The organism is Streptomyces sp. H27-H5 (assembly GCF_026627505.1).
Classification (GTDB): domain Bacteria; phylum Actinomycetota; class Actinomycetes; order Streptomycetales; family Streptomycetaceae; genus Streptomyces.
In genome coordinates, this window is record NZ_JAPNLK010000001.1 from 19201 (window position 1) to 33803 (window position 14603).

A 14603-nucleotide genomic window follows, 5' to 3' on the forward strand; every position below is an offset into this window, starting at 1 on the left:
AAATCGTTCTGATGCTGTCATCCGGCCGTGGGTGAAATGGGAGGGCTGCATGACGACGTCATCGACACACCGTGCGCGAGGACGACGCCGGAACAAGGTGTGGAGCCTGGTCGGCGGTGCGGTGGTCGGAACCGCCCTCGTGGCCGCCGCGGCCCCCGCGCCCGTTCCCGCGCGTCCCGGCGCCGACGGACCGGACGCCTCCCTCGCCCTGTTGGTGGGCCGGATCCTCGACACCGGCGAGCGCGACGAGGGCGACGAGCACGGGGACGAGCGCTGCGGGGGCAAGGCGTTCCGGGCGGGCCTGTGCGGCGCGTTGCAGCGCCAGCGGGTCCTGGCCACGGCGCACGGGGCCGGGTCGGTCGTACGCGACGCGACGGCCTCGGGTCCGGACGGCGGGGCGAAGGCCGTCTCGCTGCCCACGGACGCGGGCGGCCCGCTGGAGATCTCCCTCGCCGAACCGGGCCGGTTGACGCACGTGACCGTCCGGGACGGGCACGGCCGTCATGTCGGCGGCGCACTCGGCGCGGCGGACCACCGCTGGACCAACACCGAGCCGCTGCGGGCCGGCGAGCACTACACCGTGCGCGTGGCGGCGCAGGACGCCGCCGGCACCCCGGTCGGGGTCACGATGGCGTTCCGCACGGCGCCGCCGCGCGAACACGACCGGCTGACCGTCGAGTTCGGCCCGCGATCGGGGACGTACGGGGCGGGCCAGATCGTGACGGCCTCACTGAGCCACCCCGTCCCGGCCGGGGACCGGACGGCCAGGGCCCGCCTCGAAGGGGCGCTCCAGGTGACCTCGGAACCCGCCGTCGAGGGCTCCTGGCACTGGGTCGACGACTCGACCCTGCACTACCGGCCGCGCGGTTACTGGCCGGCCCACACCGAGGTACGCGTGCACAGCGGCCTCGACGGGGTCGAGATCGGCGACCTGCACGGCGGCCCGTCGGAGCCCTCGCACCTCACCATCGGGGAACGCGTCGAGGCGGTGACCGACTCCGCCGCCCACCGGATGACGGTCCGCCGCAACGACCGGGTCCTGCGCTCGATCCCGGTCACCACCGGGAAGGCCGGGTTCCTGACCCGCAGTGGCGTCAAGGTGGTCCTCGGCAAGGAGGCCAAGGTGCGGATGCGTGGGGACACCGTCGGCATCAAGCGCGGCACGACCGAGTTCTACGACCTGCCGGTGCTCTACGCGACCCGGGTGACCTGGAGCGGCGAGTATGTGCACGCCGCCCCCTGGTCGGTGGAGGCGCAGGGCGAGGAGAACGTCAGCCACGGCTGCACGGGCATGAGCACCGCCGACGCCGCCTGGTTCTTCGACCTGGTACGGGAGGGGGACATCGTGGAGGTGGTGAACAGCGGCGGCGAGCGGATGACGCCGTTCGACAACGGCTTCGGCGACTGGAACCTCGACTGGTCGGCCTGGCAGGCCGGCAGCGCACTGGCCGGCGCGACCGAACCCTCGCTGGGGCCGGCCGTGCCGCGGGCGTCGGCGGTGGGCCACACCCCGTCGCGGTTGCGCCCGCTCACCTGAGACGGAGGGGGCGGCGGGGCCCGTGACTTCGCGGCCGGCCTTGACGCTCAGGTCGGTTCGGGGAGCAGGAACAGCGAGTCCTGGTAGCACCAGGCCCAGGCCTCGCCCTTCTCGAACGAGCGCGCCAGCGCGTGGTCGGTGGTGTCGGCGTGCGCCCAGGCGTGCCGACCCGGGGAGCTGTCGCAGCAGCCGACGTGCCCGCAGATCAGGCATTTCCGCAGGTGGACCCATGTACCGCCGGCCGCGAGGCACTCCTCGCAGCCACGTACGGGCGCGGGCGGCTCCTCGTCGGGGGCCTGGTCGAGATGTCCGCAGCTCACCTCTTCGACGCGCCCGGCGTCGGGGGCGACGATCCATCCGGTCATCGGTAGTCCTCCGGTGTGAGGGTCCTGGGGGCAGGTCCGGTGGTCACCCCGGTGGTCCGGGCGGCGGCGGGGCCATCGCCCACCTGATGGAGCCGGTCAGGGCGTGTCCGGAGAGTCGTACGAGGCCACCGCTCACGCCGCCCCGCGCCCCGGACAGCCCCAGCAGTCCCGGGGCCCACGGCGGCAGCAGGGCGACCGCGTTCGCGGCGAGCACGGCATAGGGTCCGCGGGCCGCCCTGGGCAGGGGCGGGTGGCGCAGGACGAAGCGCGCCGCCTCCCGGGCCTGGGGCGTGGCGCGGAGTTCCGGTCGGTACTCCGCGAGCAGGCGGGCCAGCTCCGCCCGGCTTCGGGGCGGGTCCTGTACCCCGAGCGCGCGGGCCACCCGGGCGGTGTCCGCGAGGTACGCGTCGCAGCCGGCGGGGTCGAGGGGATGCGCGCCGAAGCGCTGGTGGGCGCGGAGGAAGCTGTCGACCTCCGCCGCGTGGACCCAGCCCAGCAGGTGCGGATCCGCCGCGTGGTAGGCCTGACCGTCGGACGTCCGGCCGCGGACCCGTTCGTGTACGGCCCGTACCCGGTCGACCGCCTGCTGCGCGTCCTCGGCGGTGCCGTAGGTGGTCACCGCGAGGAAGGTGCTGGTGCGTTGGAGCCGCCCCCACGGGTCGCCGCGGAATCCGGAGTGCGCCGCGACGGCGGCCATCGCCAGCGGGTGGAGCGATTGGAGCAGGAGGGCGCTGAGGCCGCCGACGAACATCGAGGCGTCCCCGTGCACGGTGCGGATGGGACGCTCGGGCCCGAACCAGCGGGGTCCGGGGGCGCCGTGGATGCGGGCGCGGTTCGCCCGGCCCTCGGGTCCGGCCACGCGGGCGAAGAGGCCGGCGCCGAGTCGCTCCCGTGGACCGCGTCTCGACGGCGCGGGCTGGTTCATGACGCCATCCTCCTCCGCGAACGCCGGCCCCACCAGGTGCGGGGCCGGTCGTGGGCCCTCACCTGGCCCTCGGCGGTGTCCCCCGTGGCGGCGGGGCCGACCGACAGCGGACGCCCGTGACGGCCCGGATCGAATGATCACCCGATTCCCGTAATCGACGCGTGGCGACGGTCCACCGCATCCGATCCGGTCCCGGCCGGCGAAACAGTGGGTGAAGCCGCCACCAGGAGGTACCCGTGAGCAGTCGTGACCGGCAGGGCAATGTGATCGTCGTGGGGGCCGGGCTCGCCGGTCTCACCTGCGCGCTCGACCTGGCACGGGCGGGGGTACGGGTGCGCGTGCTGGAGGCGTCCGACGGGGTCGGCGGAAGGATGCGCAGCGACCTTCGGGACGGGTTCGTACTGGATCGCGGGTTCCAGGTGTTCAACACCGCCTACCCGCAGGTCAAGCGCCGTGTGAACCTGCGCGACCTGCGACTGCGCCCCTTCACCCCGGGAGTCCTGAGCCACATGCCGGACGGCGGTCGGGTGCGGTTCGGGGACCCGACCAGGCGCCCGGGCGACGCGGCCGCGCTGCTCACCGGTCGACGCACCCCGCTCCGCGGACTGGCCGGACTCGGCGCGCTGACCGCGGTGGACACCTTGGCGCCCGTTCGGGCACTGCGGCGGCTTCCGGAACGTACGACCCGGCGGGAACTGGCGCGTTGGGGGGTGGACGACGCCCTCGTCGACGCCTTCATGCGTCCGTTCCTCGCGGGCGTCTTTCTGGAGGACGAGCTGGAGACGTCGAGCCGGATGTTCCACCTGACCTGGCGCAGCATGATCCGGGGAACCCTCACCCTGCCCTCCAACGGGATCGGGGCGGTGCCCGAGCAGTTGGCGGGCGGCCTGCCCGAGGGCTCCCTGGAGCTGGAGGCGCGTGTTTCCGCCGTGTCCGGCGCCGGAGTGGTCCTCGCGGACGGTACCGCCCTGGAGGCCACCGGCGTCGTGGTCGCCACCGACACGGCGTGCGCGTCCGCGCTCGTACCGGCACTGGGCGAGCCCGGCCCGACGCGCACGGTCACCACCTACTACCACGCGACCCCCCTCTCGCCGCTGCGCGAACCGACCCTGCTGGTCGACAGCCGGCGGCGGTTCCTCAACACGTGCGTGCTGACGGAGGTGGTCCCCGGTTACGCCGTCGACGGCCGCGCCCTGGTGTCGACCTCGGTGCTCGGGGACGACACCCCCGCGGGACGCTCGGCGCTGGTGTCCGTCCTGTCCGAGGTGTACGGGACGGACGCGACCCGGTGGCAGGCCGTGGCCGCCGTCACGGTGCCCGGCGCGCTGCCCGCGATGCCGCCGCCCTGGCCCCTCAGCCGGACCACGAGGGTGGAGGACGGTGTGTACGTGTGCGGCGACCACCGCGCGACGGGTTCCGTACAGGGGGCCATGGCCTCGGGCACGCGCGCCGCACGGGAACTCCTGACCGATCGCGCCACCCGCACCTGACCGCCGGGGCACGGCGTGCTTCGCCCCGAGCCGGTCGGTGCCGACCGCGCTGCCGACCGGCTCGACTTGGGGTTCGGCCGGTCGGTGGTGCGGGGGACGGGCGGGTCCGGGGCTACCTCGGGTGGCCGAGGGCGGACGCCGCCAGCGCGGCCGATTCGGCGACGAGCGGGTCGTCGGCCGGGGCATCGGGATCATGTTTGGTCGTCAGCACCGCGAGGACGATCGGGGGACGGCCGGGCGGCCAGGCGATGCCCGCGTCGTTGTTGGTCGCGTACTGCCCGCCTCCCGTCTTGTCCGCGATCGTCCATTCCGGGGGAAGCCCGGCGCGGAACCGCTTGGAGCTGGTCGTGTTGGCCAGCATCCAGCCGGTGAGCCGTTCACGGTCGGGGGCGGTGAGCGCGCCGCCGAGGGTGAGGCGTGCGTAGGTGTGCGCGATGGCACGGGGGGTGGTGGTGTCGGTGATCCGGTCGGGTTCGGCCGAGTTGAGTTCGGGCTCCCAGCGGTCGAGCCGGGTCGTCCCGTCCCCGAGGGAGCGGCAGAACCGGGTGATGGCGGTCGGCCCGCCGAGTTCGCGCAGCAGGAGGTTGCCGGCGGCGTTGTCGCTGAAGGCGATCGTCGCCGAACACAGTTCCTCGACGGTCATGCCGTGGGCGAGGTTCTCGGGCTTGGAGGTGATCGGCGTGTGTCCGGCCTCCTTGACGTCCTTCTCGGTGTAGTGAATGCGCTTGGCGAGGAACTCCCCGCGGCGGTCGAGGTCGCGCAGGACGGCTCCCGCGGCGAGCGTCTTGAACAGCGAGCACATCGGAAAGAGTTCGTCGGCCCGGTGGCTCACGGTCCGGCCGGTGGCGGTGTCGAGGGCGAACACGCCGACGCGGGCCGAGTGCTGTCGCTCCAGTTCCCCGAACCGGCGTGCCACGAGGTCGCCTTCCGGGTCCGAGGCGTACGCAGTCCCGCCCATCGGGAGGGCCGCGGTCAGTGCCGCCCCCGCCCCGAGCGCGAGGATCGCGCGTCGACGCGAGCCCGAAGCCGTCGATGTGGTGGTGTTCAAGGGGCGTCCTTTCCCGTGGTGTCAGGGTGCTTTCCTCCAGACACGCACCATAGGGGCGAATGGTTCCCCTGGGACGCGGGCTCCTGACGATCCTGACGGGCCTGGTGGTGCGGCACAACGGTGGCCCGCATCCCGGGGTGTGGCGCACCCGGGCTCGGTGGGGCCCGGTGCGGTGGAGCCTGGTTCGGAGGCGGGGGCGGTCACACGATGAGTGGGCCGGCTCGACCGAGACGGCCTCTCCTCCCCCGATCGGACCGCTCCCCCATGTACCTGAACGACGCCACCCGCGCGGCCCTGCTCGACCGGTTGCGCGTGCCCGACGCGCGGCGCCGTGTCCTGCTCACCGGCGCGACCGTGGTGACGATGGATCCCCGTACCGGTGTCCTGCCCGTGGGCGACCTCCTGATCGAGGGGAAGGTGATCGCAGCCGTCGGCCGGGACCTCGCCGCTCGGGGCGCGGCCGTCGACGCCGTGGTCGTCGACGCGACCGGTTGCGTGCTGACTCCCGGCTTCGTGGACACCCACCGGCACGCCTGGCAGGGCCAGTTGCGCCGGGTGATGCCCGACGTGGACGACCTGGGAGCCTACGTACGGACCACCCTGGCGGGGTACGCGCCGGTCTACCGGCCGCACGACATGTACGTCGGCACCAGGCTGGCGGCGCTGTCGGCGCTGGACTGCGGGATCACGACGATGCTCGACTTCTCGCACAACTCCCGCAGCGCGGAGCACTCGGACAGCGCCGTGCGCGCGTTGATCGACACGGGCATCCGCGGGGTGCACGCGGCCATGGGTCCGCACTTCGGCGACTGGGACGAGCAGTGGCCGGCCGACCTCGGTCGGCTTCGTGACACGTACGGAAGCGACCTGCTGACCTTCCGGCTCGCCGCCCTGGCAACGGACGAGATCGCCGGGCCGTGGCTTGCCTACGGTCCGGAACTGGCGCGCACCGCAGGGGATTTGGGTGTGGGTGTGAGCGTGGACGCGGTGTTCGGCGCGGCCTCCTCGCGGGCCGTGTCGCGGTGGGAACGTGCCGGACTGCTGGGGCCGGAGGTCACGCTGATCCACGCGACGGGCCTGACCCCCGACGCCTGGCGGGCCATCGGTGCGAGCGGGACAACCGTGGCGCTGGCCCCGACCTCGGACGCGCAGATCGGCCTGGAGAGCGCCGTCCCCGCGGTCGACGAGGCGCTCGGGGCCGGGGTCCGGCCGGGCCTGAGCATCGACGTGGAGGTGGCGCTGGCCGGCGACATGTTCACGCAGATGCGGACCTTGCACGCGATCCAACGCATGCGCGCCGTGGCCGCGGTGTACGGCACGGACCGGGAGCCGTCGCGGATCGGCACGCTCGACGTCCTGGACTTCGCGACCCTCCAGGGCGCGCGGACCAACGGGCTGGCGGACGTGACCGGTTCGCTGACGGTGGGCAAGCAGGCGGACGTGTTGGTCATCCGCGGCGAGGACGTCAACAACATGCCGCTCAACGACGCGGTGGGGACCGTCGTGCTGGGTGCGGACGCGCGCAACCTCGATGCCGTGTTCGTGGCGGGGCAGGTCCGCAAGTGGGACGGCCGGCTCCTCGACGTCGACCTGTCCGCGCTGCGGGAGGAGGCGCGGGCCTCGCGCGACCACGTCGTGGCGGCCGCCGACCGGGCGGGCCTCGGCTGATCGGCCGGGTGTGCGCACCGACGGCTCTGCCCCCTGGGAACGGGGCAGAGCCGTCGCGGTGTGGCGGGTGTCCGTGGCGTGGACGCCGGGTCGGCTACCGGCCGGCCGAGCGCTCCCAGCGGTAGAACTGCTGGGCCATGGCGTCCTTCGGGCTCCGCCAGGTCTGCGGGTCGTGGGGACTGATGAACACGGAGAGCCGGTCACTGAGGTCCCGGAACTCCGGGTGGTCGGTCACCTGGGCGATCGCCGGGGCCGGTGGCTTGTCGGACTCGATCAGGTGGAGGTACACGTCCCCGAACTGGAAGAGACTGCGGCTCTTGACCCCGACCAGGTGGGGCAGTTCGCCCGCGTCCGACGCGGCGAACAGGCCGGCGATGTCGGGCGCGGAACCGGGGGCCATGCGGGCCACGATGAGAGCCTGGTGCATGGTGCTGTGCCTTTCGTCCGTCAGCGCTGACTGGTCACGGGCTCGCGGCTCTCCCGCTCCAGCTGTTCGATCTTGTCCCGGATGAGGGCCATCTGGGTGCGGGAGTTGCGGTTGATGTTGTCGGTCATCCAAGCGTCGTCGACCGGCGCGTCGGGCTTCATCGCGAAGTCCTGGATCCAGCGCATCCGGGTGCCGCCGCCGGAGACCGGGTGGTACTCCCAGTGGATGTTCATGTGGGCGAACGGGCCGGTCTCGACCCGGCGCGCCTTGACCGTGAGGCCCTCGCGGTCGACGGTCCGCTCCGACACCCAGCTCCACACCACGCCGTTCTCGTCGGGGTGCATGGCCAGCCGGAACTTCGTGGTGTCCCCGACGCGGTCGAGGATCTCGATCGAGGCGTACTCGCTGAAGAGCTGCGGCCAGTTCTGGAGGTCGTTGGTCACCTCCCACACCACGTCGACGGGTGCGTTGACGGTGATCTCGTTGTCGGTGTGGCCGGGCATGTCAGGCTCCTGTCATGAGGCTGTTGTTGACGAGGTCGAGGAACTCGCGCGGGCTCGCGCAGCGGTCGGCGTCGGTGGGCAGTGCCCGGCCGCGCCGGTTCTCCAGCTCACCGACGATGCCGAGCAGGCCCAGCGAGTCGAGGCCGTACTCGTCGAACCGGGATTCCGGGCGACTCGTCAGCTCGACGGGGTCGACGGTGATGCCGGCGCCCTTCATCAGGGACGCCAGCTCTTCCATCGTGAGGCGGTCGGACATGGTGCCTTCTCTCTTCCTACGAGGGCGGGTGGGCCGGCGGCGCCGGCGTGGCGCGCCCTACACGGCGGATTCCGGTCCTCTGCGGAGGACGAGGGCCGAGTTCGAGCCCATCTGGCCCCGGCTGAGCACGAGCGCGGTCCGCAACCGTGCGGTGCGCGCGCCGCCGGTGACCACATCGAGGTCGTGGCAGACCTCGAAGACGTTCGGCGTCGGAGGGACGACGCCGTGTTCCAGTGCCATCACGGCCGCGGCCACGTCGAGGGTGCCGGCGGCGCAGTAGGCCCGCCCGGTCCCGGTCTTGGGCGCCGTGACGGGCACCCGGCTCGCGCGACTCCCGAGGGCGTCGGTGATGGCCCACGCCTCGGCCGTGTCGGCGGCGGGGATCCCGAGGGCGTCGGCGAAGACCACGTCGATCTCCTCGGGGGCGCAGTCCGCCTCGCGGAGGGCGCCTCGGATGGCGCGGGACAGGCCCTCGCCCGACTCCTCCCAGCGGTGCGGTCCGGTGAACGTCGCGCAGTGACCCGCCACGACGGCGCGGACCGTCGCACCGCGTCGTTCGGCGGACTCGGCGTCCTCGACGACGAACATCGCGCCGCCTTCGGCGGGTACGAAGCCCGACGCCTTCGCGGTGAAGGGGCGGTAGGCCCGCTCGGGGTCGTCGTCGGTGCTCAGACCCTCGTAGCCCAGCTGGCAGACGACCGAGTAGGGGGCGAGCGGTGCCTCCGTCGCGCCGACCAGCATCGCCCGGCTGCCCTGCCGGATGGCCCGGGCGGCGTGGGCGAAGGCGTCCAGCCCGCCGGCCTCGTCCCCGCAGACCACCCCGCACGGGCCCTTGAGCCCGCGTCGGATGGAGATCTGTCCGGTGCTGGCGGCGTAGAACCAGGCGATCGACTGGTACGGGCCGACGTAGCGGGGGCCCTGCCCCCACAGCCGTTGCAGTTCGCGCTGCCCGAACTCGCCGCCGCCCGAGCCGGCCGCCGTGACGACCCCGACCGAGAAGGCGTCGTCGGCGTAGTCGGCCTGCGCGAGCCGCGCGTCCTCCAGGGCGAGGTCGGCGGCGCCGAGCGCGTAGTGGCTGAACCGGTCGGTCTGTACGAGGAAGCGGTCCTCGACCAGGGTGCCGGGGTCGAAGCCCCGCACCTCCCCCGCGATGCGCAGCGGGAGGTGCTCGCAGCCCTGTCGGCTGACGCGGTCCAGGACGCTGTCGCCGGCCTGGGTCGCCTTCCAGAAGGCTTCGATCCCGATCCCGTTGGGCGCGACCACCCCGATGCCGGTGATGACCGAGGCTCCCTCGGAGCGACTGTTCACGCGCGCACCTCCTTCGGCTGGGTCATGACGACGGCGGACTGGAATCCGCCGAATCCGCTGCCGACGGAGAGCACGCTGCGCAGGGTGTGGCTGCGGGCCGTCTTCGGCACGTAGTCCAGGTCGCACTCCGGGTCGGGGGTCTCGTAGTTCGCCGTCGGCGGCACCACGTGATGGGTCATCGCGAGCACGCAGGCGGCGAGTTCGATGGCACCGATGGCACCGAGCGAGTGGCCGACCATCGACTTGATGGAGGTCATCGGCGTCCGGTAGGCGTGGTCGCCGAGCACCCGCTTGACGGCCGCGGTCTCGTGCCGGTCGTTCTGCTTGGTCCCGGAGCCGTGCGCGTTGACGTAGTCGATCTCCGCGGCGTTGACCCGGGCCTGCCCGAGGGCGGTCTCTATGGACCGGGCCATCTCCAGCCCCTCGGTGGTGAGGCCGGTCATGTGGTGGGCGTTGCCGAAGGTGGCGTACCCGCCGATCTCGCAGTGGACGGTCGCGCCGCGGGCTCGGGCGTGCTCCAGCTCCTCCAGGACGAGGACCGCTCCGCCCTCGCCGAGGACGAACCCGTCGCGGTCGGCGTCGAACGGCCTGGACGCGTGGGCGGGGTCGTCGTTGTTCGGCGAGGTCGCCTTGATGGCGTCGAAGCAGGCCACGGTGATCGGGGAGACGGGAGAGTCCGAGGCACCGGCGATACACACGTCCATCCGGCCCTCCTGAATGGCGTGGACCGCGTACCCGATCGCGTCGAGGCCCGAGGTGCAGCCCGTCGAGACGGTCTGTACGGGTCCGCGGGCGCCCGTCTGTTCCGCGACGGCGGAAGCCAGCGTCGCGGGGGTGAACGCCCGGTGCAGGAAGGGTGAGGAGAGCCGGTGGTCGACGTCCCACCAGGCGCCCTTGTCGCTGACGGCGACGTAGTCGTGCTCCAGGCGGGTGGTTCCGCCGACGGCGGTGCCCAGGGAGACTCCCGTGCGCCAGGCCTCGTCGGAGTCGAGGTGGAGGCCGGCGTCGGCCACCGCCTCGCGCGCCGCGACCAGGGCGAACTGGATGTACCGGTCGTGTCGCTCCGCCTCGCCGGGGGTGAACCCGTGGTCGGCGGGGTCGAAGTCGACCTCCGCGGCTATCCGGGAGCGGAACCCGGTCGGGTCGAAGAGGGTGATGCCCCGTGTCGCGGTGCGCCCGTTGGAGAGCAGGTCCCAGAAGGCGCGGGTGCCGATGCCACCGGGGGCGACGACGCCGACCCCGGTCACGGCCACCCGTCGGCGGGTCATGCGACGACCTCCGAGTGCTCGGGTGGCCGCTGGTCCCACGCGGACTCGTGCGGGTGCGGGGCCTCTTCTGTGTCGACATGGCCGAGTTCCGGCCGGGGGGCGAGCGGGCCCAGGTGGAAGACCATGCGGGCCTCGGTGTCGCCGACGTTGCGGAAACGGTGGCGGACGTTCAGCGGCACCAGCAGCCCCTGGTCGACGCGCAGCGGGTGGGCCTCCCCGTCGAGGTCGACCTCCAGGTTGCCGGCGACCACGTACACGAACTCCTCGGAGTACGGGTGGTAGTGCTCGGCGATCGACTCGCCCGGGGCCATGACGGCCAGACCCATGAACCCGCTGGTCGAGCCGACCGAGGTCGGGGTGAGCACCGCTCTCAGGTCGCCTCCGCGCCTGCGGTTGGGCTGGGTCTCGCTGAGGTCGACGATGCGTGGGCGATGTGTGCTCATGACTGACTTCCTCCAGGCGTGCGGGTTGCCTCGACAGGGGCGCGGGGCGGGGTGGTGGTGGCGGTGGCCCGGGCGGGCCGCGGATACCGGGCGGTCCTCAGGACCGTTCGGGTGCCCGGCGGTCGGTGACCGGGGTCATGGGGTGGGGAGCTGCCGGGCCGTCGGCCCCGGACGGCGCCGCGAGCAGCCGTTCGAGGGTCACCTCGGCGCGCGGTCCTTCGATCTCGAAGGCGGCGGCGAGTTCGGCGCCCGCGGGGAGCGACACGTCGAGGAGGCGCACGACGATGTCGTCGCGCTGGAAGATGCTGCTGCTGCGGACCGGGCCATCGGGCCGCGCCGCGGCCCGCTCGTCCTGCTGGGACAGGAACTCGGCGAGCTCGGCGCCGCGGCCTTCCCGTGCCGGGTAGAACAGCGCGTGCCGGGTCACTGGGGCGTCGTCGGCGCCGTGCTCGGCCACGTGGTGGACGGCCGGGAGCGCCGCCTTCATGAAGAACAGGCGGGCGGACTCGGGGTCGGCCAGGTCGCGGTCCTGTTCGAGGTAGGGGTTGATGGCCTGCTCGACGGCGCGGACCTCCGGCTGCTCGGACACGTGGCGCAGGGCCGCGGTGAGGTCGCCTTCGACCTCGACGGCCCGGACCACCCGGTTGCCGTGCATGAAGAGGGAGGTGCGGCACAGGCGGGTGTGCGCGTCGACCTCGGCCGCCGGGGAGTCGTAGGAGGACAGGAGGTCGGCGACGGCCTTCTCGCTGCCCGGCTTGACCGTGAAGGTCAGGGCGTGGCGGACGATCCCGGCGCCGAGGCGGGGCGTGGGCTGGAGCCGTACGGAGGGCGTCAGCTCGGGCCGGTCGTAGCGCTTGCCGGTCTCCCGCAGCACGGTGAACTTCAGCGGTCGCATGCTGCGGGCGCAGGCGCCGAGCGGCTTCACCTGTTCGGCGTGGTGCTCGCTGTTGACCCAGGCGAGGTACTGGGGCGCGCTCTCCCACTCACTGGTGATGAGCCATTGGGAGGGGTTCTCGAACGACTGGCACAGCTGGTCGCCGAGGTGCCCCGGAACCGAGGCGATGTCGTGGCGGAGCTGCTCGTAGGCGTCGAAGAACTGCTGCTGGACGCCTTCGTGCAGGTCCATCAGCAGGACGACCCGGAGCATGGATCCGTCGAAGGCCGATTGGGACACCCTCTCGGACAGGGCGGTTGTCATCTGCTCACTCCTTCGTGAGGGTCTCGGTCGTGGGACGTGGTCGCCGGGGACGTGTTCCCGGGGTGCGCCGCGTCCGCTGCGCCGGTCGGAACGGTCCGGGCCGCTTCCCTCTTTGCCAGGGTGGACGAAGAGGGGCATATGCGTGGATCCGCTGTCGCTCATCGTCATCCAGCAGTGGGCAGAACGCCAGATCTCAGGATCGTCCGGGTGAGAAGTGGCGAATCGCCCGGGCCCGCCGGCTGATCGGGGCATAAGAAAGTGCACCGCCCCGCACAGAAACAGGAGCCCTCAGTTGATCGAAGACAAAGTCGACGTCCGTGTACCGGTCCTTGTGGTGGGCGGCTCACTCGTGGGCCTGTCCACCTCCCTGTTCCTGAGCCGTCACGGCGTCAGGCACATGGTGGTCGAGAAGCACGCCGGTACGTCCGTCCACCCGCGCGGCCGTGGCATCAACGCACGCACGATGGAGCTCTTCCGGACGGCTCAGGCCGAGCCGGCGATCCGCAGCGCGGCGGCCGTGCTGGAGGAGAATCACGGCATCCTGCAAGCCCAGTCCCTGGTCGGGGGCGAGTTCAACTGGCTGATCAAGGGCGTTGACCCGTCCGGGGCACTCGCCCGCTTCAGCCCCACCGGCTGGTGCCTGTGCAGCCAGAACAACATCGAGCCGGAGCTGGCCAAGCAGAGCCGCGCACAGGGCGCGGACGTGCGGTTCTCCACCGAGCTGATGAGCTTCGACCAGGACGAGGAAGGCGTCACCGCCCTGGTGAAGGACCGGGAGACGGGCGAGCACCTCACCGTGCGCGCCGACTTCCTCATCGCCGCGGACGGCCCGCGCAGTCCCGTCCGCGAGGCGCTGCGCATCCCCCAGACGGGCAGCGGTGAACTGTTCCACAACGTGAGCATCACGTTCCGTTCCGAGCAGCTCATCGAGGTCCTCGGGGACGTCCGGTTCATCGTGTGCTACCTGATGCGCCCGGGCGCGGACGGGGCCCTGCTGCCGGTCGACAACGAGACCCAGTGGGTCTTCCACGCCCCCTGGCACCCCGAGAACGGGGAGACGCTGGAGGACTTCACGGACGAACGCTGCGCGCGCCAGATCCGCGCGGCGGTCGGCGTGCCCGACCTGGACGTGGAGATCGGCGGCCGGGCCCCATGGCACGCGGCCGAACGGGTGGCGGAGTGGTACTCGTCGGGCCGGGCCTTCCTGGTCGGCGACGCGGCCCACGAGATGTCCCCGACCGGGGCGTTCGGTTCGAACACCGGCATCCAGGACGCGCACAACCTCGCCTGGAAGATCGCGGCGGTGCTCCAGGGAGCGGCCGGCCAGGAACTGCTCGACACGTACGAGGCCGAGCGGCTGCCGGTGGCCCGGGCCACGAGCCTGCGGGCCTCGGCGCGTTCCGCGGAACACAGCCACCCGGGGTACACCCCGCCGCCGACCATGGGCGGGGGCCCCGGCAGCGGGGTCCTGACCACGGCGATGGGCTACTGCTACCCGCAGGGCGCGGTCGTCGGCGGTGACCCGGGCCGGCCGATCATCCCCGAGGCGTTGCGCCTGAAGGGTGACGTGGGCACCAGGGCCCCGCACATGTGGGTGAGCAGGGCCGGGGAGCGCATCTCGCTGCTCGACCTGTACGAGCGGTCCTTCGTGCTGCTGAGCGCGGCGGGAACCCCGTGGCGGGCGGCGGCGGCGCAGGTGGCCGAGCAGCTGTCCGCGCGCCTGGCCGGGTACACGATCGGCTCCGCGGCCGACGCCGACCTGGTCCAGCCGGCCGACGCCGACTGGACGGAGGTCCACGAGATCGGCGCCGGGGGCGCGGTGCTCGTGCGGCCTGACGGGTTCGTGGCCTGGCGCTGCGAGGACGCGGTCGCCGACCCCCAGGAGACGCTCCTGACGGCCATGATGACCGTCCTCAGGCGGGACTGAGGTCCGTGCGGCCTGCCGGTGTCACCGGCAGGCCCAGCACCCCGCCCAGCATCCGTGCCCTCCGGGGCGCGGATGCCGGCGGTGGTGCCTCGCTTCCTGAGGGGGGCTCGCCGCCCGGGACAGGCGCCCGGCGAGGCAGGCGACCACGACGGCGATCGCCGCCAGTTCCTCGGGTTCGGCGGAGCCTCGGTGGACGCGCAGCAGGCTGGACACGGAAGCGTCTTCCGGCATCGGCATGCC

General features: G+C 72.8%; 15 protein-coding genes. 4 read left to right on the plus strand and 11 right to left on the minus strand.

Going from position 1 to position 14603, the window contains the following annotated elements:
- Nucleotides 1-49 precede the first annotated feature (49 nt).
- Nucleotides 50-1537, plus strand: coding sequence for a L,D-transpeptidase (locus OTB19_RS00125; protein WP_267795820.1), 1488 nt, complete (start codon nt 50-52; stop codon nt 1535-1537).
- A 47-nt stretch (nt 1538-1584) separates the two neighbouring features.
- Here OTB19_RS00125 and OTB19_RS00130 read toward each other — a convergent pair whose 3' ends face one another.
- Complete coding sequence (locus tag OTB19_RS00130) at nt 1585-1902, minus strand: UBP-type zinc finger domain-containing protein (RefSeq protein WP_267795821.1); 318 nt, start codon at nt 1900-1902, stop codon at nt 1585-1587.
- 43 nt (nt 1903-1945) lie between these two features.
- Nucleotides 1946-2827 (minus strand): oxygenase MpaB family protein, encoded by an 882-nt coding sequence (locus tag OTB19_RS00135; protein ID WP_267795822.1) that lies wholly within the window; start codon nt 2825-2827, stop codon nt 1946-1948.
- Between the two features lie 236 nt (nt 2828-3063).
- Between OTB19_RS00135 and OTB19_RS00140 the strand changes: the two genes are divergently transcribed.
- On the plus strand, nt 3064-4317 hold the full coding sequence (locus OTB19_RS00140; RefSeq protein ID WP_267795823.1) for an NAD(P)/FAD-dependent oxidoreductase: 1254 nt from the start codon (nt 3064-3066) through the stop codon (nt 4315-4317).
- A 112-nt stretch (nt 4318-4429) separates the two neighbouring features.
- Here OTB19_RS00140 and bla read toward each other — a convergent pair whose 3' ends face one another.
- On the minus strand, nt 4430-5365 hold the full coding sequence (gene bla, locus OTB19_RS00145) for a class A beta-lactamase (protein WP_267795824.1): 936 nt from the start codon (nt 5363-5365) through the stop codon (nt 4430-4432).
- Nucleotides 5366-5629: 264 nt separating this feature from the next.
- Between bla and OTB19_RS00150 the strand changes: the two genes are divergently transcribed.
- Nucleotides 5630-7033 (plus strand): amidohydrolase family protein, encoded by a 1404-nt coding sequence (locus tag OTB19_RS00150; protein WP_267795825.1) that lies wholly within the window; start codon nt 5630-5632, stop codon nt 7031-7033.
- Between the two features lie 94 nt (nt 7034-7127).
- Here the strand turns inward: OTB19_RS00150 and OTB19_RS00155 are convergent, their stop codons facing one another.
- The 7 genes from OTB19_RS00155 to OTB19_RS00185 all read right to left on the minus strand — a co-directional run bounded on the left by OTB19_RS00155 (nt 7128) and on the right by OTB19_RS00185 (nt 12436).
- On the minus strand, nt 7128-7460 hold the full coding sequence (locus OTB19_RS00155; RefSeq protein ID WP_267795826.1) for a TcmI family type II polyketide cyclase: 333 nt from the start codon (nt 7458-7460) through the stop codon (nt 7128-7130).
- 20 nt (nt 7461-7480) lie between these two features.
- The gene (locus OTB19_RS00160) at nt 7481-7963 is read right to left on the minus strand and encodes an SRPBCC family protein (RefSeq protein WP_267795827.1); all 483 of its coding nucleotides are present in this window, start codon (nt 7961-7963) and stop codon (nt 7481-7483) included.
- A gap of 1 nt (nt 7964) precedes the next feature.
- A complete protein-coding gene (locus tag OTB19_RS00165; RefSeq protein ID WP_267795828.1) occupies nt 7965-8219 on the minus strand; it encodes an acyl carrier protein in 255 nt (84 codons plus the stop codon).
- A 57-nt stretch (nt 8220-8276) separates the two neighbouring features.
- Nucleotides 8277-9527, minus strand: coding sequence for a ketosynthase chain-length factor (locus OTB19_RS00170; protein ID WP_267795829.1), 1251 nt, complete (start codon nt 9525-9527; stop codon nt 8277-8279).
- On the minus strand, nt 9524-10795 hold the full coding sequence (locus OTB19_RS00175; protein WP_267795830.1) for a beta-ketoacyl-[acyl-carrier-protein] synthase family protein: 1272 nt from the start codon (nt 10793-10795) through the stop codon (nt 9524-9526). The genes OTB19_RS00170 and OTB19_RS00175 overlap by 4 nt, the downstream gene beginning before the upstream one ends.
- Nucleotides 10792-11238 (minus strand): cupin domain-containing protein, encoded by a 447-nt coding sequence (locus OTB19_RS00180; RefSeq protein ID WP_267795831.1) that lies wholly within the window; start codon nt 11236-11238, stop codon nt 10792-10794. The genes OTB19_RS00175 and OTB19_RS00180 overlap by 4 nt, the downstream gene beginning before the upstream one ends.
- A gap of 97 nt (nt 11239-11335) precedes the next feature.
- A complete protein-coding gene (locus OTB19_RS00185) occupies nt 11336-12436 on the minus strand; it encodes a SchA/CurD-like domain-containing protein (protein ID WP_267795832.1) in 1101 nt (366 codons plus the stop codon).
- 295 nt (nt 12437-12731) lie between these two features.
- Between OTB19_RS00185 and OTB19_RS00190 the strand changes: the two genes are divergently transcribed.
- Nucleotides 12732-14363 carry an FAD-dependent oxidoreductase gene (locus OTB19_RS00190; RefSeq protein WP_267795983.1) on the plus strand — a complete coding sequence of 544 codons (1632 nt, stop codon included), beginning with the start codon at nt 12732-12734 and terminating at the stop codon, nt 14361-14363.
- A 21-nt stretch (nt 14364-14384) separates the two neighbouring features.
- On the opposite strand, the gene OTB19_RS00195 is transcribed toward OTB19_RS00190, so the two are convergent.
- Nucleotides 14385-14594, minus strand: coding sequence for an acyl-CoA carboxylase subunit epsilon (locus OTB19_RS00195; RefSeq protein WP_267826426.1), 210 nt, complete (start codon nt 14592-14594; stop codon nt 14385-14387).
- Nucleotides 14595-14603: the final 9 nt, after the last annotated feature.

Coding starts and splice junctions, on each gene's coding strand:
- OTB19_RS00125 (WP_267795820.1), top strand. CDS start 50: ATGACGACGTCATCGACACACCGTGCGCGAGGACGACGCCGGAACAAG.
- OTB19_RS00130 (WP_267795821.1), bottom strand. CDS start 1,902: ATGACCGGATGGATCGTCGCCCCCGACGCCGGGCGCGTCGAAGAGGTG.
- OTB19_RS00135 (WP_267795822.1), bottom strand. CDS start 2,827: ATGAACCAGCCCGCGCCGTCGAGACGCGGTCCACGGGAGCGACTCGGC.
- OTB19_RS00150 (WP_267795825.1), top strand. CDS start 5,630: ATGTACCTGAACGACGCCACCCGCGCGGCCCTGCTCGACCGGTTGCGC.
- OTB19_RS00155 (WP_267795826.1), bottom strand. CDS start 7,460: ATGCACCAGGCTCTCATCGTGGCCCGCATGGCCCCCGGTTCCGCGCCC.
- OTB19_RS00160 (WP_267795827.1), bottom strand. CDS start 7,963: ATGCCCGGCCACACCGACAACGAGATCACCGTCAACGCACCCGTCGAC.
- OTB19_RS00165 (WP_267795828.1), bottom strand. CDS start 8,219: ATGTCCGACCGCCTCACGATGGAAGAGCTGGCGTCCCTGATGAAGGGC.
- OTB19_RS00175 (WP_267795830.1), bottom strand. CDS start 10,795: ATGACCCGCCGACGGGTGGCCGTGACCGGGGTCGGCGTCGTCGCCCCC.
- OTB19_RS00180 (WP_267795831.1), bottom strand. CDS start 11,238: ATGAGCACACATCGCCCACGCATCGTCGACCTCAGCGAGACCCAGCCC.
- OTB19_RS00185 (WP_267795832.1), bottom strand. CDS start 12,436: ATGACAACCGCCCTGTCCGAGAGGGTGTCCCAATCGGCCTTCGACGGA.
- OTB19_RS00195 (WP_267826426.1), bottom strand. CDS start 14,594: ATGCCGGAAGACGCTTCCGTGTCCAGCCTGCTGCGCGTCCACCGAGGC.